This window comes from Nocardia sp. NPDC006044, from assembly GCF_042871115.1.
Lineage (GTDB): Bacteria > Actinomycetota > Actinomycetes > Mycobacteriales > Mycobacteriaceae > Nocardia.
Window position 1 is genome coordinate 509871 of the sequence record NZ_JBIAID010000005.1, and the last position, 21533, is coordinate 531403.

General features: G+C 68.6%; 17 protein-coding genes. 7 read left to right on the plus strand and 10 right to left on the minus strand.

The window, feature by feature from the left end; genetic code table 11:
- Positions 1-83 precede the first annotated feature (83 nt).
- The 5 genes from ACFYO1_RS38485 to ACFYO1_RS38505 form a co-directional block, all read right to left on the minus strand.
- Positions 84-653, minus strand: coding sequence for a TetR/AcrR family transcriptional regulator (locus ACFYO1_RS38485; RefSeq protein ID WP_387243189.1), 570 nt, complete (start codon positions 651-653; stop codon positions 84-86).
- A 68-nt stretch (positions 654-721) separates the two neighbouring features.
- A complete protein-coding gene (hpnE, locus tag ACFYO1_RS38490; RefSeq protein ID WP_387242750.1) occupies positions 722-2083 on the minus strand; it encodes a hydroxysqualene dehydroxylase HpnE in 1362 nt (453 codons plus the stop codon).
- Positions 2084-2138: 55 nt separating this feature from the next.
- The gene (locus ACFYO1_RS38495) at positions 2139-2321 is read right to left on the minus strand and encodes a hypothetical protein (protein ID WP_364738150.1); all 183 of its coding nucleotides are present in this window, start codon (positions 2319-2321) and stop codon (positions 2139-2141) included.
- 226 nt (positions 2322-2547) lie between these two features.
- Positions 2548-3330 carry a DNA-formamidopyrimidine glycosylase family protein gene (locus ACFYO1_RS38500; protein WP_387242753.1) on the minus strand — a complete coding sequence of 261 codons (783 nt, stop codon included), beginning with the start codon at positions 3328-3330 and terminating at the stop codon, positions 2548-2550.
- Between the two features lie 33 nt (positions 3331-3363).
- Positions 3364-7944, minus strand: coding sequence for an ATP-dependent helicase (locus ACFYO1_RS38505; protein ID WP_387242756.1), 4581 nt, complete (start codon positions 7942-7944; stop codon positions 3364-3366).
- Positions 7945-8147: 203 nt separating this feature from the next.
- Here ACFYO1_RS38505 and ACFYO1_RS38510 point away from each other — a divergent pair, with 203 nt between their 5' ends.
- Positions 8148-8693: a histidine phosphatase family protein gene (locus ACFYO1_RS38510; protein ID WP_387242759.1), complete on the plus strand. Its 546-nt coding sequence runs from the start codon at positions 8148-8150 to the stop codon at positions 8691-8693.
- Here the strand turns inward: ACFYO1_RS38510 and ACFYO1_RS38515 are convergent.
- Positions 8683-9309: a TetR/AcrR family transcriptional regulator gene (locus ACFYO1_RS38515; protein WP_387242762.1), complete on the minus strand. Its 627-nt coding sequence runs from the start codon at positions 9307-9309 to the stop codon at positions 8683-8685. The two genes, ACFYO1_RS38510 and ACFYO1_RS38515, sit on opposite strands and share 11 nt — an antisense overlap.
- Before the next feature lie 68 nt (positions 9310-9377).
- Here ACFYO1_RS38515 and ACFYO1_RS38520 point away from each other — a divergent pair, with 68 nt between their 5' ends.
- Entirely contained in the window at positions 9378-10325 is a 948-nt protein-coding gene (locus ACFYO1_RS38520) for a patatin-like phospholipase family protein (RefSeq protein ID WP_387242765.1), read from the plus strand.
- The gene (locus tag ACFYO1_RS38525; protein WP_387242768.1) at positions 10322-11158 is read left to right on the plus strand and encodes an SDR family oxidoreductase; all 837 of its coding nucleotides are present in this window, start codon (positions 10322-10324) and stop codon (positions 11156-11158) included. The genes ACFYO1_RS38520 and ACFYO1_RS38525 overlap by 4 nt, the downstream gene beginning before the upstream one ends.
- Positions 11159-11211: 53 nt before the next feature.
- On the opposite strand, the gene ACFYO1_RS38530 is transcribed toward ACFYO1_RS38525, so the two are convergent.
- Positions 11212-12378, minus strand: coding sequence for a lipase family protein (locus tag ACFYO1_RS38530; protein ID WP_387243192.1), 1167 nt, complete (start codon positions 12376-12378; stop codon positions 11212-11214).
- A 686-nt stretch (positions 12379-13064) separates the two neighbouring features.
- On the opposite strand from ACFYO1_RS38530, the gene ACFYO1_RS38535 reads away from it, so the two are divergent.
- Positions 13065-16562, plus strand: coding sequence for an indolepyruvate ferredoxin oxidoreductase family protein (locus ACFYO1_RS38535; RefSeq protein WP_387242771.1), 3498 nt, complete (start codon positions 13065-13067; stop codon positions 16560-16562).
- Between the two features lie 99 nt (positions 16563-16661).
- On the opposite strand, the gene ACFYO1_RS38540 is transcribed toward ACFYO1_RS38535, so the two are convergent.
- A complete protein-coding gene (locus ACFYO1_RS38540; protein WP_387242774.1) occupies positions 16662-17189 on the minus strand; it encodes a hypothetical protein in 528 nt (175 codons plus the stop codon).
- A gap of 66 nt (positions 17190-17255) precedes the next feature.
- Between ACFYO1_RS38540 and ACFYO1_RS38545 the strand changes: the two genes are divergently transcribed.
- From ACFYO1_RS38545 to ACFYO1_RS38555, 3 genes are all read left to right on the plus strand, one after another.
- Positions 17256-17846 carry a TetR/AcrR family transcriptional regulator gene (locus ACFYO1_RS38545; protein WP_387242777.1) on the plus strand — a complete coding sequence of 197 codons (591 nt, stop codon included), beginning with the start codon at positions 17256-17258 and terminating at the stop codon, positions 17844-17846.
- Between the two features lie 108 nt (positions 17847-17954).
- Entirely contained in the window at positions 17955-18701 is a 747-nt protein-coding gene (locus ACFYO1_RS38550; protein ID WP_387242780.1) for a hypothetical protein, read from the plus strand.
- Between the two features lie 60 nt (positions 18702-18761).
- On the plus strand, positions 18762-19157 hold the full coding sequence (locus ACFYO1_RS38555; RefSeq protein ID WP_387242783.1) for a DUF2511 domain-containing protein: 396 nt from the start codon (positions 18762-18764) through the stop codon (positions 19155-19157).
- On the opposite strand, the gene ACFYO1_RS38560 is transcribed toward ACFYO1_RS38555, so the two are convergent.
- Both ACFYO1_RS38560 and ACFYO1_RS38565 read right to left on the minus strand, forming a co-directional pair.
- Positions 19154-20038: an NAD(P)-dependent oxidoreductase gene (locus ACFYO1_RS38560; protein WP_387242786.1), complete on the minus strand. Its 885-nt coding sequence runs from the start codon at positions 20036-20038 to the stop codon at positions 19154-19156. The genes ACFYO1_RS38555 and ACFYO1_RS38560 overlap by 4 nt on opposite strands.
- Positions 20038-21288: a cytochrome P450 gene (locus ACFYO1_RS38565; protein WP_387242789.1), complete on the minus strand. Its 1251-nt coding sequence runs from the start codon at positions 21286-21288 to the stop codon at positions 20038-20040. The genes ACFYO1_RS38560 and ACFYO1_RS38565 overlap by 1 nt, the downstream gene beginning before the upstream one ends.
- Positions 21289-21533 lie beyond the last annotated feature (245 nt).

Below are 21533 nucleotides of genomic sequence, written 5' to 3' on the forward strand. Positions count from 1 at the left end.
TCTCCCCGGCGCGGGATCCGCGCCTGGTGAGTAGGAAACCGAACTGTCCGTGAGATTTTCGTGAGGCAGGGAGACGCCGCAGCTCAGTGCGGTGCTTCCAGCCGCATCGCCCAGCCGACCAGCGAACGCAGATAGCGCAGCACCAGTTCGTCCGGGTACTGCTCCGGATCGGTGAGGTGCAGCCTGGCCAGCTCCTCCATCGCGGCGAGCAGGATCCGCTCGGTCGGGCCGTCCGGGTCGACGGTGACGCCCGCGTAGCGGGACAGGTGCCGCGCGCCGATCGCCCGCGCGTAGGACCGGCCGAGTTCGAGCCGGTCGCGTAGATCGGGCGGGCCGCCGTCGGGCGGGCTGAGGATGATCCGCCAACTGGTCGGGGCGGCATGCAGGTAGGCGAGAATGCCCCGGCCGACCTGGTCCACCTCGACCGCCTCGGACCAGTCGACGCTGCCGACCCCGGCCAGTGCGATCGCCGACTCCCGGTCGAGCAGCGCGGTCATCAGTCCGGACAGGTCGGTGAACTGCTGATACACCAGCGCGCGGGCGACATCGGACTCGCGTGCCACCCGGTCGATGCTGACCGCGCCGAAGCCGTCGGCGGCCACGATGTCGCGCGCGACGTCTAGCAGCTGAGCCCGCCGGTCCGCCGCCGACATCCGGCGCTTGGGCGCCGGCCGGCCGGTCGAGGGCTGGGCAACGTATGGGGACGTGGCGCGATCCGTGCTCACCGCACCGACGGTAGCGCAAGCAGCAGATCGACCGCCCTGGCCGCGCTCTGTACTGCGCTTTCCATGGTCGCGGACCAGTCGGTGGCGGTCCAGTCGCCGGCCAGCACCAGCGTCGGCACCGAGGTGCGCTGGCCGGGGCGCAGCGCGTGCGTGCCGACCACCTGGGAGAAGGTCGCCTTCGGCATCCGAACTACGTGTCCCTGAATCACTTTCGCGGTTTCGGCGGCGGGGTAGTAGCGACGGAGCAGGTCGATTTGCTCCGCGACGATCTCCTCGTTGGTCTTGTGGATCTGTTCGTACGCGCCGCTGGTGGTCAGGCAGTAGAGCCAGGCCCGGTCGGTCTTGCGGCCGGTCATGCGCTGGCGATCGAAGACCTCGTCGATCACGCCGTTGCCGCCGATCAGTGCCTCGAATTCGGCGGTGGTGCCGAGCGGGCGGTCCAGGTACAGGTTGGTGCTGACGATCGGGGTGTAGCCGAGTTTATCTGCGGCAGCGTAGATTTCGGGATGCTCGGGCAGGTCGTCGAGCAGGCCGTTGATGTTGGAGTTGGGCACGGCGCACACCACCGCGTCCGCGGGGACGGTGGCTCCGTCGGCCAGTGCCACCCCGGTGACCCGGCCGTCGGCGATATGGACTCGCCGGGCGACAGCGCGATGCCGCACCTCGACCCCGTGCCGCGCAAAGACTTTCAGCGCGCCGGTGATGTAGAGGGTGTCCAGATCGGTGGTCGGGTAGCCGATGGTGGCTGGTCGCCGGTGTTTGATGCCGAGGCGGATGCCGGTGGCCATCACGTCGGCGAGCACCTTCGCCGACTCCTGCTGCACCGGTTCGGCGGCGACGCCGAGAGCGAGCCAATCCCAGAGTGCCTCACGGGCTTTCGCGGGCATGCCGACGCGGTTGAACCACTGCTCGGTGGTCAGGCCGGGCAGGTCGGCCGGCTGGTGCAGGCATTGCCAGCCGAGCCTGAGGGTGGCGACGGTGGCGCGGACGCGTTCGATCGCGGTGGCGTCGGGGTGTGCGCCGGCCAGTGTGCGCAGCGCGCCGAGACCCTTGGTGCTCATGGTGACGCTGCGGCCGTCGGGCCAGCGCAGCGTGGCATGGTGCGGGAAGGCGACGTATCGGCGGGTGCCGACGCTGGTGAGGTAGCGGAACAGGTGGTGGTAGCCGCTGGCGATCACGTGCTGGCCGTTGTCCGGCGGGTCGTCGACCGCGTCGACCCGCATGGCGTGCGTGCGCCCGCCGAGCCGGCCGCGACGTTCCAGCAGGGTGACCTGCTTGCCTGCTTCGGCCAGCCAGACCGCGGCCGCGAGGCCGGCCAGTCCGCCGCCGATGACCACATACTGCCGGGGATCGTTCATGCCGCGCTCCTCGATAACTTACATCCCGTAAGTTAGGTGGGGAGGGCTCGGTTCGTCAAGGTCGCGGCGACTCCGTGGAGATCGCCGGGTGCGGCGCCTTCGGCGTGTGGGCATTCGAATTCGGATGCAGCAGCAGGTAACTGAACAGCACGGTGGCCATGGTGGCCAGCGCCGCGAAGAAGAGGCGGTTGGCGATCGCGAGGAGCGGTCGTCTGCCCGATCTCGATACCGTCGTCATGGCCTGCTCCTGTGCTGTGTCGTGACTGCCACGGATGTAGTCGTGCCGAGCGCACCGATCATTAGCAACTGAGTGGCAAATTACAGTGGTGGGCGGGTAATAGCCGGTGGGCACGCCGAGCGGTTGGTCCGGTTGCACAATTGATTCGGTGCGGCGAACCAAACGGCTTGGTCGCGCGACGGACTTTCTCGCGGGATTCGGCCGCTGGCGGGAAGCGGTCCGTTGTTCAGTTGCCGGGGACCGGCTGGCAGCGGGGGCAGAAGTAGATGCCGCGCTCGCGGTAAGCCATCCGGTCCGAGGCGGGTGCGGGTTCGCCGAACAACTGCGTCACGATGGTGGTGCCGCAGCGCTGGCAGGGCCGTCGGGCGCGGCCGTAGATCAACTCGCGCCGCGGTGGTTTCCGGACCGATTCGGTGAGCAGCCGGTGGGCCTCGTTCACCAGCGCGAGCAGGTCGGGCACCTGGCCGACCGGGGTGGCCGGATGGACGCGGCGCAGGAAGCAGATCTCGCTGCGAAAGACATTGCCGACGCCGGCCAGGTTCCGCTGGTCCAGCAGCGCGCCGCCGATCGACTGCTCCGGATATCGCTCCAGTCGCCGGACCGCTTCGGCCACATCCCAATCCGGGCCGAGCAGGTCGGGTCCGAGGTGATCGATGACGGTGTGCTCGTCGGCCAGGCGCAGGACCTCCACCTTGCCGAGCGAGAACCCCACGGCCTCCACCTCGTCCGTGCGCAGCACCACCCGGGCGGTCACCCGCGGCTTGGTCCAGCGCTGGCCGCAGTGGAAGATCCGCCAGGTGCCCTCCATTTTCAGGTGGCTGTGGATGGTGACCGTGGGTGTCCGGATGAACAGGTGCTTGCCGTAGCTGCCGACGCTCTCCACGACCTGATCGCGCAGGTCGACGGTCGCGTAGCGCGGCACGCGGAAGTCGCTGGCGGTCAACGTCTTACCTTCCAGCGCCGCGCGGAGTCGCGCGGCGGCAAGGTAGACCGTGTCCCCTTCAGGCATGGCGCATTCCGGGGCCGGTCGAACGCGAGCCGTTCATGGGCGGCTCCGCAGGCGCAGTCCGCGGGGTGTGGCGGAGAAGCCCGCTTCGGTCAGGAAACCCGCGAAGGTGTTGCCGTGCACGGTTTCCCCGTCGACTCGGTCGATGACGAGGGAGTCGACGCGGCGATGGTGCACCAGGTCGGCCAGGGCACCGGCCGCGGCTCGGCGGGCGTCGGGGTCCTCGGTGAAGGTGAGCAGGGTCTTGCCGCCGCGTTCGAGGTAGAGCACCAGCTCGCCGTCGACGAGAACGACCAGCGCGCCGGCCTTTCGGCCGGGTCGATGTCCGCCGTCGCCGTCACCTTTCGGCCAGGCCAGGCCGGCGCCATACGGATTCGCCGGATCGCACGCCGCCAACGCGAGCGCCTTCCCGGTCTGCGGCCGGGTATCGCCGGGCCGGCTACGTTCGCCGTCGAACGACCGCAGCCGATCCACCACGTCGGTGGTGGAGAACTGGGCGCCGCCTAGAGAATCGATGAAATACCCACGGCGGCAACGTCCCCGGTCCTCGAACTCGGTGAGCACCCGGTACATCAGCGCGAAACCGCCGGGCACGCCCTCGTTCTGCACCGACCCCCGGGTCAGCACGCCGTAGCGTTCCAGCAGCATGTCCGCCGTCGCGTGCGCCCGGACGGTGTTGTCCGCCACCCGCTCGGGCAGCAGCGACCAGCGCCCCGCCACCGCGGGCGGACCGGATCGGCTGGGCATGCTCGGTCGCGGCAGATACGCCCGGCCGCGTGGTGCCCGGCGCGGCGTCCGATGGGCGGTGGTGGTGCGCGCGGTGCCGGTCAGCATGGCCCGCACCGGCGCGAACGTGTCACCGGAAACCATTCCGGCCCAGACCAATTCCCACAGTGCGGCCGCCACCTGGGTGTCGTCGAGCAATCCGGTCGCATCGGAGAGCTGCCGGAAGAAGTACGCGCCACCGCCGTGCGGCACCGGTATCGGGGTTTCCGCGGCGGCCGGGAGGGCGAGGGAGGCGCCGAGCGCGTTGAGCAAGTTCAGCTGTACCTCGGACAATTCGATGTCGTCGGGCGGCGCCAGCGTGAACGGGGCCTGGTCGGTGAGATGGAGCGCGACCCAGCCGTCCTTGGTGGTGATCGACCCGTGGCCGGACCAGAGGACCTCGCCGGTGGCCATCAGCTCGTCCAGCATGGCGGGGGAATAGTCCCGGACCCGGGCGGGCAGGACGAGCGACTCCCACGCCGAGGCCGGGATCGGCACGCCCGCAAGCTGTTCCACGACAGTGGCGACGCCGTCGACCCCGCGCAGTTCACCGGTGCCGATGTGCTGCCAGGCCGGCAGGAACCGGCCGAACGTGGCCGTCGAAACCGGCTCGACCTCGTGCCGCGCGGCGGCCAGCGAGCGCCGGCGCAACCGGCGCAGCACCTGCGCGTCGCACCATTCCGAACCCGCCGCACCCGGCGTGAATTCGCCCTCCACGATGCGCTTCTCGGAGATCAGCCGGTGCAGTGCGGTGGCGACCACGGCGGTGCCGAGGCCGAAGCGGGCGGCCACCGCCTCGGTACCGAACGGTCCGTGCGTGCGCGCGAACCGGCCGACCAGATCGCCCAGCGGATCGGCGACGGGTTCGATGAAGGCCGCCGGAGTGCCGATCGGCAGCGGGACGCCGAGCGCGTCGCGCAGCCGGGACGCGTCCTCCACGGCCGCCCACCAGCGCTGTCCGGCGAACGTAACCTCCAGTGCGCGGCGTGATTTCACCAGCTCGGCACACCAGTCGGTTGGCTCGTCGACGCAACGTTCGGCGGCCTCGGCGGCGGTCAGCGGGCCGAGCAGCCGCAGTAGATCGGCCAGACCTTCGGCATCCCGGGCATGGCGTTCCGGGGTGAGCCGCTGCAACTCCCGCTCGGTCTGCTCGATGACCGAGCCGTCCAGCAGCTCACGCAGTTCCACCCGCCCGAGCAACTCGGCGAGCAGCCCCGAGTCGAGCGACAGCGCGGCCGCGCGGCGCTCGGCCAGCGGGCTGTCCCCGTCGTACATGAACTGCCCGATGTAGTCGAACAGCAGGGAATTGGCGAACGGCGACGGCGTCGCGGTCTCCACCTCGACCAGGCGCAGCTGGCGGCGTGCCACCCGGCCGAGCAGGTCGCGCAGCGACGGCAGGTCGTAGACGTCGCGCAGGCATTCGCGCACCGTCTCCAGCAGGATGGGGAAGTCGGGGAACTTCCGGGCCACGTCGAGCAGCTGCGCCGACCGCTGCCGCTGCTGCCACAGCGGTGCGCGCTTGCCGGGATCGCGCCGCGGCAGCAGGAGGGCGCGCGCGGCGCACTCGCGGAAGCGGGACGCGAAAAGCGAGGAGCCGCCGACCTGTTCGGTGACGATGTCGTCGATCTCGTCGGGTTCGAAGACGAACAGCTCGGCGCCGGGCGGGTCGTCGGTGGTGTCCGGCAGCCGCACCACGATGCCGTCGTCGGAGGCGTTCGGCGCGACGTCGACGCCGAACCGTTCGCGCAGCCGCGCGCCGATGGCCAGCGCCCACGGCGCGTGCACGGGCAGCCCGTACGGGGAGTGCAGCACCAGCCGCCAGTCGCCGAGTTCGTCCCGGAATCGCTCGACCACCAGCGTTTTGTCGGTGGGCAGATGTCCGGTCGCGGTGTTTTGCTCGGCCAGCAGGCTGCCGAGGTTCGCGGTGGCGAACGCGTCTAAACCGGCGGCCGAGGTGAGTTTTTCAAGATTCTCCGGGTGCTGGCCGGCCTTCCGCACGAATTCGCCGAGCGCGCCGCCGAGTTCGGCGGGACGGCCCAGCCCGTCGCCGTGCCAGAAGGGCAGCCGGCCCGGTTGCCCGAACGCGGGCGTCACCAGCACCCGGTCGAAGGTGATGTCCTCGATCCGCCAGCTGGTCGCGCCGAGTGCGAACACGTCGCCGACCCGCGACTCGTAGACCATCTCCTCGTCGAGTTCGCCGACCCGGGAGGCCTTTTCGCCGACCATGTAGACCGCGAACAAACCCCGGTCGGGGATCGCGCCGCCCGAGGTCACCGCGAGGCGCTGCGCGCCGGGCCGCCCGGTGAGCGTGCCCGCGTCCCGGTCCCACACCAATCGCGGCCGCAGCTCGGCGAACTCGTCCGACGGGTATCGGCCGGCCAGCAGATCCAGCACCGACTCGTACGCCGAACGCGGCAGCGCCGCATAGCTTCCGGTGCCGCGCACGAGGTCGAACCAGGCGTCCACATCGATCGGCTCGAGCGCGCACGCCGCCACGGTCTGCTGCGCCAGCACATCCAGTGGATGCGCCGGAATCTGGATCGACTCGATCTGCCCGGCGGTCATCCGCTGCGCGGCCACCGCACAGTGGATGACATCGGTGCGGTGCTTCGGGAACAGCACCCCGCGCGAGATCTCGCCGACCTGATGCCCGGCCCGCCCGACCCGCTGCAACCCGCTCGCCACCGACGGCGGCGCCTCCACCTGCACCACCAGATCGACCGCGCCCATGTCGATCCCGAGCTCGAGGCTGCTGGTCGCCACCACGCAGCGCAGCCGCCCGCTCTTCAGGTCGTCCTCGATGTAGGCGCGCTGCTCCTTGCTCACCGATCCGTGGTGCGCCCTGGCCAGCAGCGGGCTCGCACCGTGGATCACTTCGGTCGCCGCGCCGAGCTGGGCCGGCGGCTTGTGCTCGGTCTCCACCGCTTCGCCGAGGCGGGTCGCGTAGGTCTCGTTGAGCCGCGCGGTGAGCCGTTCGGCCAGCCTGCGCGAGTTCGCGAACACGATCGAGGACCGGTGCTCCAGCACCAGATCCACGATCGCCTCGTCCACGTGCGGCCAGATCGAGCCGGGCTGATCGGAGTCGCCGGGTTCGGTCATGTCCGCCACCGGCACCCGGACGGACAGGTCGAAGGTCTTCGGCGCGGGCGGCGAGACGATGGTGATCGGCGCGTTGCCGACCAGGAACCGGCCGACCTCGTCCGGCGGCCGCACCGTGGCGGACAAGCCGATTCGCTGCGGGGGACGCGCCGGCTCGCTACCACTCATCGAGTCGTCGCGAGGCGTTGTGGTCAATTGATCCAGCCGGGCCAGCGACAGCGCCAGATGCGAGCCGCGCTTCGACCCGGCGATCGCGTGCACCTCGTCCACGATCACCGTGCCCACGTTCCGCAGCGTCTCCTTGGCCGCGGAGGTGAGCATGAGGAACAGCGACTCGGGCGTGGTGATCAGGATGTCCGGTGGCGTGCGCTGCATCGTCCGGCGCTCGGACGCGCTGGTATCTCCGGATCGCACCCCGACGGTGATCTCCGGCGGATCCAGCCCGAGCCGCTTGGCGGTCTGCGTCACACCCACCAGCGGGGCCCGCAGATTGCGCTCCACGTCCACCGCGAGCGCCTTGAGCGGTGAGACGTACAACACCGACGTCCCGGCCCGCTCCGGCGATTTCGGCCGGGTGGCCAGCTGATCGATCGCCCACAGGAACGCCGACAACGTCTTGCCGGACCCGGTCGGCGCGATCACCAGCGTGTGCTCGCCCGCCGCGATCGCTGCCCACGCACCCAGCTGAGCCGACGTCGGCGCCGGGAAGGCGCCGTCGAACCACTCCTGGGTAGCGGGGGAGAACTGAGCCATGGCATCAGTGTGCACCGAGGCACCGACAACCTGATCTCGTCAATAAGAGGTGACAGCTGATTTCGTTAGCACATGGGTAACTCGCCGGCGACCGGCTGACCCGCTCACAGCTCACACCGACGGCCGCCGACGTTGCTGTCGAGGCACCTGAGTCTGGCTTGAATACGCGGAGCGGCGGGACAGATAGTCGTACGCTTCGTGGCGTGCAAAAGGTGCTCAGACTCGACCTGGTCAGCCATGGCATGACCGAGGCGATGCGGAAGGCACGTTTTCCAGTCGACGAATCGCTGACCGAAGCCGGCCGCCGCGCCATTTCCGGATGCTCGCCGCTCGCCGCGCCCCGGGTGCTCACCGGACCCGAGCGCCGGACCGTCGAGACGGCGGCGCTGCTCGGCCTGCCCGGCGACGAGGACACCCGCCTGCGCGACCTCGACGCGGGCGCGTGGCGCGGCGGGGCGCTGATGTCGGTGCCCCAGGACGAGCTCTACGCCTGGCTCACCGACCCGATGTTCCGCGGCCACGGCGGCGAATCCGTGGTGGATGTGATCGAGCGGACCAGGTACTGGATGGCCGAGATCGCGTCGGAGGGGAAGTCGACCGTCGCGGTCACCCATCCCGCCGTCATCCGCGCGGCGCTGCTGGTGACCCTGGACGCGCCGCCGAAATCGTTCTGGCGGATCGACATTCCGCCGGGCAGCGTCACCCGCCTGCACTACCGCGGCGAATGGACCCTGCACTTCACGGCGTGACCGGGCGCTGCGCGGCGAGCGGTCCGGCGCCGAGGGTGACCAGCAGCCGAACCGCGTCGGTGATCAGCCGGGCCGGGATGGACGGGTCGATGGCGCGCTGCATGCCGAGGCCGATGCCCATGCTGAGGATGCCCGTCGCGGCGTCCTCGGGCGGCACCGGCAGCTCGATGCCGATCGTGTCGGCCAGCGTCTGCACCTGGGCCGCCACCGCGCCGCGCACCACGCTCAGGCTCGACACCAGCGCGGCCTGCAACGCCGGGTCGTCGCGAGAGACGGTCGCGAACTCGAATTCGAGCATGGTCCAGCCGACGTCGCCGACGGTCCGCTCGGCCCATTCCTGAAACCGCTCGAGCTGCTCCTCGAAGCTGTCGCCCGCCGCCAGCAGGTCGGTCACCTCGCCGAACTTGGTCGCGTGGATGAGCTCGATCACTTCCAGACCGAGCTCCTTCTTGGTGCGGAAATTCGAGTACACGGCGCCCTTGGAGTAGCCGGCCTCCTCGGCCACCCGCTCCAGGCTGGTGCTCGCGTAGCCGTCGGCCAGGAAGAGGTCGCGGGCCGTGGCGATCAGGTCAGCGCGGGTGCGGGCCTGACTTTCGGACCGGGTCAGTCGTGCCATGCCGTGATTCTACGTACCGTTGGATTTGGGATACCGTTGGTATTTGAATTCTGTTAGTGTTTGGAACCATGGGTAACAACAACGGGACGCGGCGACGCGGCCTGGCCATCGGTTGCGGTGGCACGCTCGGCGCGGCGTGGATCGTCGCCGCGCTGGCCGCGGTCCGGGACGCGCTCGACTGGGATCCCCGCGAGGCGGACGTCCTGATCGGGACGTCGGCGGGCGCGGAGTACGTGACCATGCTCGGCAGCGGTGTCTCGGTGGACGAGCTGATCGCGATGCAGGACGGCACGTCCACGAATCCGATCCTGTTGGCGCACATGCGGTCCGGTCCCGGACGCCTTCCACCGGTTCCGCGTCCGCGGCTCGGCTCGGTGCGGCTTCCGTTGCACCGCACCGGCTCCGGGCAGGCGCTGCTCACCGCGGGCAGCGGGCTGCTGCCGGTCGGCAGCGGCGACGCGGGCTGGCTGGAGCAACTGGCCGAGCGGCTCAACCCCGGCCGCTCCTGGGTTTCACACCCGGCTACCTGGCTTGTCGGCATGGATTACGCGACGGGAGAACGGGTTCCGTTCGGATCGCCCGACGCACCGCCCGCGCCGCTCGGTGCCGCCCTGCGGGCATCGTGGGCGGTACCCGGCTGGTTCCCGCCGGTACCCATCGCCGGCCGCCGCTTCATCGATGGTGGCGCCGGCTCGACCGCCTCGGTGGACCTGCTGATTCCGGAGCGGCTGGACGAGGTCGTGGTGCTCGCGCCGATGGCTTCGACCGGGAAGCTGCCCGCCACCAGCGCCGGTCACTTTCTCGAACGGCAGCTGCGAAACCGCATGAGCGCCGAGCTCGATGCCGAGATCGCCCAGCTGCGCGGGACCGGAACCAAGGTCCTGCGCCTCGACGCCACCGCCGAGGATCTCGCGGTGATGGGCCCCAACTTCATGGACGGCCGCCGCCGCCTCGACACCTTCCAGCACAGTCTGCGCAGCACTCGCCGTGCGCTCGAACAAGGAGCCTTCGCATGAGAATTCTCGGTCACGGATACCCCGGCCTCGACCTGAAGGGTGCGCGGGTCCTGATCACCGGCGCCGGTCGCGGCATCGGCCAGTCCACCGCGGAACTGTTCGCGGCCAAGGGATCCGAGGTGGTGATCGCCGACGTAGACGCGGCCGCCGCCGAAACCGCCGCCGCCGCGATCGGCGCCAGGTCCTACGAGCTGGACGTGCGCTCACGCGGCCAGTGGGACAAGGTGATCGCCGATCTCGGCCACGTCGACGTCCTGGTCAACAATGCCGGTGTCATGCCGGCGGGTTCGTTCCTCGACGAGCCGGATGTGGTGGGGCAGGCCACGATCGACATCAACGTCTGGGGCCTCATCCACGGCATGCGCGCGGTCGCGCCCGGCATGATCGAGCGGGGCCGCGGCCACATCGTCAACGTGGCCTCGCTGGCCGGCAAGGTCCCGATCGCCGGTCTCGCCGTCTACAACGCGAGCAAGTTCGCCGCCGTGGGCCTTTCCGCCGCAACCCGTTTGGAGTTCGCCCCGCAGGGGGTCAGCGTCAGCTGCGTCATGCCGTCGGCCGTGCGCACCCGCCTCTCCTCCGGTCTGGCGCTCGGTCACGGGATGCCGACCGTCGACCCCGAAGACGTCGCCGCCGCCATCCTGCGCACGGTCTCCACCCGTAAGGGCGAGGTGGCCGTCCCGGGCTACCTCGGCCCGATCGACGTGGCCGTGGCCGCCACCCCCGAACGCGCGATGCGCCTGGTCCGTCGCCTGATCGACGGCGACCGCGCACTGCACCCCGCCGACGCGAAGACCCGCGCCGAATACGAGGAGCAGGTCCGCTCCATCAGCTGATCAACCAGAAGTGGCCCCGGAGTTGTACTCCGGGGCCACTTATCGGTCGTGGGTCAGCAGGTGGTCGGGGCGGGTTCGCCGCGGAAGCGGGCCTCCACGTAGTTCCAGGCCTGGACGAAACCCGCGGCGGCCGTGGTCAAATGCTCCGCTATCTCGTAGGGGTGGAACTCGACCTTGGCGCCCGCCTTGCAATAGCGATCGACCACTTCCTCCACCGGCGGGAAGAAGGTCATCTCGTCGAAGCGTCCCTGCCAGATGTAGGTCGGCACGGAGGGAACTCCGTCGAAGTAGCGCAGGCTGTTCTCCCGCAGCACCTGATGCGCGACCGGGCTGTCCATCAGGCTCTTCGACGCGGCCATCTGCTCGGCGTTGCGGAACGCGCCGTGGAACAGGAGGAACCGGCGGCAGGCGTCATGGGTGAATTCGCGGAACCACAAACCGTTTTCGTTGAGCTGGTCCGAGACCGGCAGCCGGTCCGGGTATTCGCGCTCCAGTCCCATCGCGGCGGCGAACGCCAGCCCGAAACCGGGGTGCGGCGCGAAGCCGAGCGCCATCGCCATCTCCTCGAGGTCGGCGGGGATGCCGCCGGCGATCGACGCGGTGATCTTCAGATCGGGCGCGTAGGTCGGCTGCAACGCGGCCGCCCAGGCGGTGGCCATCCCGCCGCCGGAGTAACCGGCCAGGGCGACAGGCGAATTGGCGAGGCCTAGCTCGGACACCTGTTGCACGGCCTTGACGCTGTCCAGCGTCATCATGCCGCTGAGCCGCGCGGCGCCGTAGGCCGAAGTGGGCCCGAGGTAGTCGGGCAGCGAGACCGCCCACCCGCGTCCGATCGGCAGCATCGCGCCGACCGCGTCCTGGAGTTCGCCGTTGAACAGCGAGCGCGACGGGTTGCACTGGGTGCCAAGGGAGTTGATCAGTGCCTGGTAGGAGACGAGCGGTGGGTGCTCGACGCCGTTGGGCAGCAAGACGGTGGTCACGCCCATCACCGGCTTGCTCTGCGAGTTGGTGGACCGGAAGGCGACCTGCCAGCCGGTGGTGCCGACATACAGGCCGGTGTCGATCTTGCGGGCGCGCACCACGTCGCCCGGCTTCAGCTCGGCTAGGTTGGCGGGCGGCGCGTAGAACACATCCGGATCCGGTGTGGGATAGAGCGGTTGAGCGTTCGCGGGCAGGCCAAGCAGGCCGACCGAGACGACGCTCAACAACAGGATCGCGATCCTGAATGGAACTCTCTGCACGGTTTTCCTTCGAATCTCGGCCCCTGTCGACTTGCCGACCCCGACACGCCTCGGCAACTCGAACGGACCACCACTGCACTGGAAACCGCGGCGAACGTCATCGTTCGCCGGGTGGACGGCGGGACATGAACGCACAGCCGAACCGAAGATCGGACCGGCACACCACCTTTCGGCTCGACGACTGTGGGCTGCCACAAAAGTGACACCGTCCGCAGCGAACGTAGCGTCGAGGTTTCGGCGCCGCGCAACCGGGTAGGGCATATTGGACAATTCACAACGGATTTCCTGTGCGTTTGACCAAGATCACTAGGCGCCGCACCCCGCCTACGGCGTGTCATAGCCGAACGCTCTCGAATTTGGCCCCATCTCACCGAGGCGTAGCCGTCGAACGGGACCGCTCGGAGCCGTCACTCGGCGTTTGCCTCGACCAGGTCCCGTTTGCTGGACAAGATCGGTGAACTGTCCGATTCGGCGGCCGGTGGTGGCGGTCACAGTAAACCTCACATCATGCATAGTGTGTGCCCATTCACATGGAGGCAAATTGCGCAGTATGCTCAATTTGTAGAGCCACTATTGTTCAATTCGCGCTTCGAGGGCAGGGTAAAGGGCATCAAGTGCTCAACTAAGGCGGTGCCCGATCGGTGCCGGCCGGAACGGGTGGATGTATGACCGAGCTCGCGGATCACGATCTGATTCCGGCGCCGTACGACCTTGCCGACCGCTACCGCGTCGGCGCAGGCACCGTTGTCCTCACCGGGGTCCAGGCGATCGCGCGTCAACTGGTGGAACAGCACGTGCGCGACCTGCGCGCCGGTCGGCGCGTCGGGACCTTCGTGTCGGGATATCAGGGCAGTCCGCTCGGCGGCGTGGACAAGATGCTGGCCGGGATGCCGAACGTGCTGACCGAGCACGACATTTCGTTCGTCCCCGGGTTGAACGAGGAGCTGGCCGCGACCTCGGTGTGGGGGAGTCAGGCCGATCTGCCCAGGGGCAGCGCCACCCACGACGGTGTGGTCGGCGTCTGGTACGGCAAGGGGCCCGGCCTCGACCGCGCCACGGATGCGTTGCGGCACGCCAACATGTACGGCGCGAACGCCAACGGCGGGGTGCTGCTGCTGGTCGGTGACGACCCGGCGTCGAAGTCCTCGACGGTGCCCGCGGTGAGCGAGCGCTCGCTGGCCGCGATGAACATCCCGGTCCTGTTCCCGCGCAACGCGCGCGAGATCATCACCATGGGCCTGCACGGCGTCGCGCTCTCGCGCGCCTCGGGCTGCCTGGTCGCCCTGAAGATCGTGGCCGACGTCGCCGACGGCGCCTGGTCGGTGGACGGTGACGCGGGCGACATCGACATCATCGTCCCCGAGATCACCTGGGAGGGACGCCCGTTCCGCTACCTGCAGCGCCCGATGGCCGCGCCGACGGACAGCGTGATCGCCGAGGCGGACCTGTACGGGCCGCGCTGGGAGATGGTCAAGGCCTACAGCACGCTCAACGACCTCGACGTGATCGAGCTGAATCCACCGCACGCCACTCTCGGAATCGCCGCCACCGGAACCACTTTCGACGCGGTCCGGCAGGCGCTGATCGACCTCGGCGTGGACGACGACGACCTCATGCGCGCGGGCGTGCGACTGCTGCGCATCGGCATGCCGTTTCCGATCGCGCCCGAACGGGTTCGGCAGTTCGCCAAGGGCCTGACCCGTCTGGTCGTGGTCGAGGACAAGACCGCGTTCATCGAGACCCAGATCCGGGAGATCCTGTACGGCAGCGCCGATGCCCCGGAGATCATCGGCAAGCGCGACGCCGCGGGCCGCCCGCTGTTCGCCCAGGACGGCGAGCTCACCACCGGCCGGATCACCAAGCCGCTGAGCCGCGCGCTGCACGGCTACCTGGACACGAAACGTCCACTCCCGCAGCCGCTGACGCTGTCCGTGCTGCCCGCCAAGCGCGCCGCCTACTTCTGCAGCGGCTGCCCGCACAACCGCTCCACCGCGGTGCCGGAGGGCTCGCTGGCCGGCGGCGGCATCGGCTGTCACACCATGGTGACCATGTCCGGCCGGGAAGACAGCCAGGTCACCGGCCTGACCCAGATGGGCGGCGAAGGCGCGCAGTGGATCGGCCAGGCGCCGTTCACCGACGTGCCGCACCTGTTCCAGAACATCGGCGACGGAACGTTTTTCCACTCCGGCCAGCTCGCCGTGCAGGCGTGCGTCGCCGCGGGCGTGAACATCACCTACAAGCTGCTCTACAACGACGTCGTCGCGATGACCGGCGCCCAGGACGCGGAGGGCGCGCTCGCCGTACCGAGGCTGACCCACAAGCTGACCACCGAGGGCGTCGCGCAGATCATCATCTGCGCCGACGAGCCGAAGAAGTACCGCAAGCGCGACCTGGCTCCCGGCACCCGCCTGTGGCACCGCGATCGGCTCGACGAGGCCCAGCGCGCCCTGCGCGAGGTACCCGGCGTCACCGTGCTCATCTACGACCAGCACTGCGCCGCCGACGCGCGCAGGCAGCGCAAGCGCGGCACCCTGCCGGCCCGGCGGACCCGCGTCGTGATCAACGAGGCGGTGTGTGAGGGCTGCGGTGATTGCGGCGTCAAGAGCAACTGCCTGTCCGTGCAGCCGGTGGACACCGAGTTCGGCCGCAAGACCCGCATCGACCAGACCTCCTGCAACACCGATTACACCTGTATGGACGGCGACTGCCCGTCCTTCGTCACGGTGGAACTGCCGGACCCGGCAAAGGCCAAGAAGCGTAAGGCGATTCAGCGCCCGGCCCCGCCCGTGCTGCCCGATCTCGCGCAGCCCGCGCCGACCACGACGCAGAATGTCTTCCTGGCCGGCATCGGCGGCACCGGCATCGTCACGGTCAACCAGGTGCTGGCCACCGCCGCGCTGCGGGCCGGCTATGAGGTCGCGAGCCTGGATCAGATCGGGCTGAGCCAGAAGGCCGGACCGGTCGTGTCGCACTTGCGTTTCGCCAGTGGGGAATTGGAGCCCGCGAACCGGCTGACCCCAGGTTCGGCGGACTGCATCGTGGCGTTCGACCTGCTGACCGCCACGGACAACAAGAACCTGGCCTACGGCTCGAAGGCGAACACGCTGGCGGTCGCGTCCACCAGCAAGACCCCGACCGGGGACATGGTGTACGACAAGGCCGTCGAGTACCCGGAGACGCCCGCGCTGCTGGCGCGGCTCGAGCAGGCCTCGCGCGAGGTGCGCTCGTTCGACGCGCTGGCCGCCGCCGAGGTGCTGTTCGGTAACACCGCGGCCGCCAACTTCCTGATGGTCGGCGCCGCATACGAACTCGGCGGCCTGCGCATTCCCGCGGCGTCGATCGAGGAGGCCATCGAGATCAACGGTGTCGCGGTGAACGCCAATATCGCGGCGTTCCGCTGGGGCCGGGTCGCGGTTGCCCGACCGGACGAGTTCGCCGCCGCGACGGGTCGCCCGGAGCGCAAGCGCGCCGAAATCAAGGTTCCGGCAGATCTTTTCGACGGACTGACCGCGACGGGTGAGACCAGGCGGCTCGTCGAACTGCGGGCCGGAGAGCTGATCGGGTTCCAGGGTGTTCGCGTCGCTCGCGACTATGTCCGCACGGTGCAACACATTTGGGCCGCGCAGCAGCGCGTCACCGACCGCACCGAGTTCAGCGAGCAGGTCGCGCGTGGCCTGTACAAGTTCACCGCCTACAAGGACGAGTACGAGGTCGCCCGCCGCCTGGTCGACCCGGCCTTCCTGGACGAGGTCGCGGGTCAGCTGCCGGAAGGGGCGAACCTCACCTACAAGCTGCACCCGCCGGTGCTGCGGGCCATGGGCCGCAAGAAGAAGATCGGCATCGGACCGCGCGGGCATCTCGCGCTCAAGGTGCTGGCCAAGGGAAAGCGGTTGCGCGGCACCAAGTTCGACTTCTTCGGTTACGCCCACGTCCGCCGGGTCGAGCGGGCCCTGCTCGCGCACTACACCGACATGGTGACGACCCTCGCGGACACACTCGACGAGGCGGGCTACGACCGCGCGGTCCAAGCCGCCGCCCTCGCCGACACCGTACGTGGCTACGAGGACATCAAGCTGGCCAACGTGGAGGTCTACCGAAACAGCCTGCGCGAACTCGGCATCGAGCCGCCGGCGGTGGAGACGAACGGCGCGGCTGGGCAGTAGACCGCGCGCCTGGTCGAGCGTAAGGCCACGCTCCCGGGCACATGGGAAGCGGCCCGCAACCATCGGTTGCGGGCCGCTTTCGCATTGCCGGGTAGGGGGTTACGAGCGTCGAGGCAGCACGGTGTAGCTGAACGAGATGACGAAGTCGATTGCCAGGATCAGCCCCCACGGTGCCAGCACGCCCCACAGCGGCGCGGTGCGATCGAGGTCACCCACCAGCAGCGTGAACAAGCCGAGCACGATGGCTGCCACCGCGTACGCCAGCAGGTGCTTGAACCACTGCGCCCGTTCCCGGGCGGCATGCTCGCGCCCGGCCTTCGGCGGCCGCACCGGCGCGGGCCCGCCGGCGAACCGATGCGCGAACCGCTGGTCCGCCCAGTCGATCATCTGCGGGCCGAAGGCGATCGACACGCCGATGTAGATCGCCGCCAGCCCGTGCGTGAGCGACGCCTCGCCGCCGCGGCGCAGGTCGATCACCGACGCGGTGAGCAGCACGACATCCACCAGTGGAACGCTGGCGAGCAAGACATTGCTCAGCCGCCGCGCCGAGGTCAGGTAGCGGACCGCGAGCCCGAGCAGCAGCAACACCCAGAACCCGACCTCGCAGCCGATGATCAGCGCAATCACTGAATACTCCCCTTTTTCGCACGATCGAGTTGAATAGAAGATAACACGACTGTGCGAAAATGGGCTATGCCGAAGATCGTGGACCACCAGACCCGCCGTGTAGAGCTCGCCGAGGCGGTCTGGCGGGTCATCGCCCGCGACGGCGTCGACGAGATCTCCATCCGCTCGGTGGCCACCGAGGCCGGCTGGTCCTCCGGCGCCCTGCGCCACTACTTCGCCACCCGCGCCGAACTGCTCGCCTTCGCCTGTGAGGAGGTGATCACCCGGGTCACCGCGCGCATCGCCGAACTGCCGCGCACCGGCTCGGCCCGCGACACGGTCCGCGCCATCCTGCACGAGACGATGCCGCTCGACGAACGCCGAATCACCGAGTGCTCCATCGCCTTTTCCTTCGTCGTCCTCGGCTTGGCCAACCTCCAGCTCGCCGAAGTCCAGCGCAAGCACTTCGGTCAGATGTACGACCTGTGCCGCGGTCTCATCGCGGACCTGTCGGCCAGAGCCGCACTGGCCGAACACCTTTCCGACCACGACCTGCTCGCCCAGCGCCTGCACGCGCTGATCGACGGTCTCAGTCTGCAACGCCTGGCGGGCCACCTCACCTCCCCGGAGGTGATCGCCCGGCTGGACGCGTTCCTGGACGAGATCATCATCGGATGACCGGCCGAATGTAGTGACTCGCAAAACGTTTGCCTCGGTATGGAACCGATCGGGCGGTTCGCACGTCCAAGGAGTTAATTAGGAACAGTCAGTTAATGGGGGGCATCCATGAACACTGCGCAACTGAGCCGGGGCATCGAGACGATGGCCAAGCCCAACGCCTTCGCGCATCCGAGTCTGCGCGACTACCTCGATCCGGCGAACGGACCGTGCGGGAACCTGCTGCCGGCCGCCTTCGACCTGGAGTTCGCCGACTACGACGAGCTCACCGCGCGCAAGGACGTCGACGGTGCGCCGATCGTGCTCCCGGTCAACACCGAGCAGCAGGCCGAACGCCTGCGCGCCGTCCGGGCCACGCACGCCATGGGCCTGATCGTCGCCGTCACCAACGACGTCACCGGCCACTCCACCTATTTCGCCATCCGCTCCGGCGCCAACTTCGTGGTCAACATCGCGATCTCGATCGAGCGCCAAACCGAACTCCTGCGCACCCAGCTGCTCGACCACCTGCACTCCTCCCTCGACACCCGCCGCCCGCCACGCGACATGATGGCGAACCGCCGGGCCCAGGACCCCCAGCGACCCCGAAACCTCGCCCCCACCAGGGACATCCGCCGCCCGGCCACCCCGGTCCTCGACGACTTCGACACCCGCCTCCTCCGCATGCTCCGCACCTCGATGACCGTCGCCGAAATAGCCCGCCACAACTACCTATCCGAACGCTCCATGTACCGCCGCATCCGAAACCTCTACGACACCATGGGCGTCCACAGCCGCGCCGAACTGGTCAGAGCGGCGCCGGAGGAGGACGCCCCCGCCGCACTCGCCCTGTACCGATCACTCCCGGCGAGCTGATCGAATCATCCAGCGCAGCAACATCCGTAGACGAATGAATACCGATGCAATGGAGGAAACATGGTCTCGAAGGTCCGCAGAATACAGCTGGTCGGCGTTGTGTGCTTTGGCGCGTTGATGGTCGGTGCGTGTGGTGGTGGGGGCGGAGCGGAGGAGGCGGCGCGGTCGAGTTCGGTGCCGTTGGCTGAGCCGACGGCCAGTAGGCAGGCTGTGGCCAAAGAAGACCTTGGCTCCCTGTGGCCGTTCACGGTTGATCACGGCACCATCGAGTGTCGGGCGGGGGTGCAGGCGGTGTTCGTGGCGCCGGATGGGAAGGCGTTTGCGCTGAACGACAAGGCTGAGGAGGCGGGGGTGGCGGGGGTTGAACCGTTGCGCGCCAAGGGGGCCGGGGGTGACAAGGTCAGTCTCGGTGCCGTGCGGAGTAAAGCGTTGCGGTTGTGTGAGTTCGCGGGTTAGCGAGGTGAGGAGCTGCGACCGGACAGCTGCTCGACGACGTGCAGGACCGCGATGTGGTCGAGATGGCCGAGATCCTGGGCGACGAGGGTAGCCATCAACTGCGCGGTCCAAGTGGCGAAGGGCACGCTGACGCCGTGAGCGCGGGCCAGGTCGAGCACGATGCCCATGTCCTTGTGGTGCAGTTCGGCGCGACCATGGGGGGTGTAGTCGCGCGCGCACATCGCGTCACCGCGCCGGTCGAGCAGCCTACTGCCCGCGAGTCCGCTTGCGAGAACCGACAATCCGGTTGCCGCGTCGACGCCGCAGGCTTCGAGCAGGACGATCGCCTCCGCGAGCAGCCCGAGCGTGCCGCCCACGACGAGTTGGCTCGCGGCCTTCACGATCTGTCCCGACCCCGCGGGACCGATATGAGTCACGGTCGTGCCCACCGCGTCGAGCACGACTCGGGCGCGATCGACGCAGTCGTGCGCACCGCCGACGATCACCGTGAGGGTGCCATCGATCGCGCCGCGGCGTCCTCCACTGACCGGTGCGTCCAGTACATCGACGCCCAGACGACTTCCGGTATCGGCCAGTTCCTTTGCCAGAGAGGGCGATACGGTGCTCATGTCGATGTAGAGAGCACCCTGCGGCAGGGCCGGCAGGATCTCTTCCGTGGCGATCTGGCGGACGGCTGCCTCCGAGCCGAGCACGGTGATCGCCACGTCGGCATGCTGGACGGCTTCGGCCACGGAATCGTGCAGCGCGATGCCGTCGACGGCGAGGTGGTCAGCTTTGCCGCGGGTACGGTTCCATCCGGTGACTGTGTGGCCGGCTCGGGCCAAATTCAGTGCGATCGGGGCACCCATGGCGCCGAGCCCGATTACTGCCACCCGCGCCATCAGTGTCCCTGCCGGGTCGGGCTCAGCGTGATGGCGAGGGACCGCAGTGCACGAACGGACAGGTTCTCGTGCCATTCGACATCCTGGCGGACCAAACGGATGTCGGTAGTGCGCCGACAGAGCTCACCGAACAGGATCTCGGCCTCCATCTGCGCCAGCGCCGAACCCGGGCAGGTGTGTACCCAGTGTCCGAAAGCCAGGTGCCGCCCACCGGGCCGTGTGATATCGAACCGATCCGGATCGGTGAAAATGTCAGGGTCGCGGTTGGCCGCGCCCACCATGAAGAAGACCAGCTCACCGCCGGGGACGTGCTGACCGCTCAACTGAATATCCGCAGTCGTCATCCGCGACAGTCGCTGAACCGGGCTCTCGACTCGGAGCATTTCTTTGATCGCGGAATCGAGTAGTCCGGGTGTCGCCCGCAGCAATCCGAACTGCTCGGGGTGCCGAAGCAGCAACAACAGCCCGTTGCTCAGCAGATTCGTCGTGGTCTCGAATCCGGCGAACACCATCATGATGCAGGTGGCGATGATGCGGTCGTCATCGACTTGCCCGTCTCGACGTGCCGTCGCGAGCAGGGCACTGATCAGGTCGTTGCGAGGTCGCTGCACACGTGCGCGGACGATCGGCCGCAGGAGTTCGACCGTGTCCAGCAGCGTCTGGGTCGCGACGTCGGCTTTGGGCAGGTAGGTGGCCGGCGGTGTACCCAGGAAATCGACGATATCTATCGCGCACCGCTTGAGTGGATCGAGCGCATCGCGCGGCACGCCGAGCAACTCGGCGACGACGTAGAGCGGCAGCGGGACGGCAATGTCTGCCACAGCGTCTATCTGCCGTTGATCGAGCGCGCTATCCAGTAGTTCGGTCACTACTGCATGGACCAGCGGACGAAATTTCTGGATGATCGACCGGTGCATCGCCGCGGTCAGCGGCGCGCGTTCGGTCGCATGGCGCGGCGGGTCCAGCAGCAGTGGCCACCGCGACAGCACCTTCGTCAGCTCGCCGAAGCGGGGCCGGTCCGCCGCCGGAAATTGACGCAGGCGAGGGGTGATGCGGTCGGCGGAAACCGCCGGGTCGCGGAGACCGGTGACGACGTCGCGGTACCGAGTGACCAGCCAGGCGCGCCATTGGGTGCTGTAGTGCAGCGGTGCGTCGGTGCGCAATCGGTGGAACGCGGGATACGGGTCGATACGGAACTCGGAGCAGATCAGGTCGGGCATGTTCGCTGTAGGCAGAGTTGGTTCAGGCAAAGCCGCCGACCTCCTGGCGAGGCAAATGTGAATGCGGGTTCTTCCAAATTTATGACGTTATTCTAACAGGGAAAGATCGTCATCTGGGTTGCCGGAGGTGGGCGGGGCGGCATTCTTGAATGCGGGCATTTTAAATTTGGACGAGTGGAGTCCGGGGTGCATGATCTACTTGTAGGGTAAGTGTGCAGTAGTGGCCTGACCGGGGGGAATTCTGGTTACTTGTGAGTATCCAGATGGAAGGATTA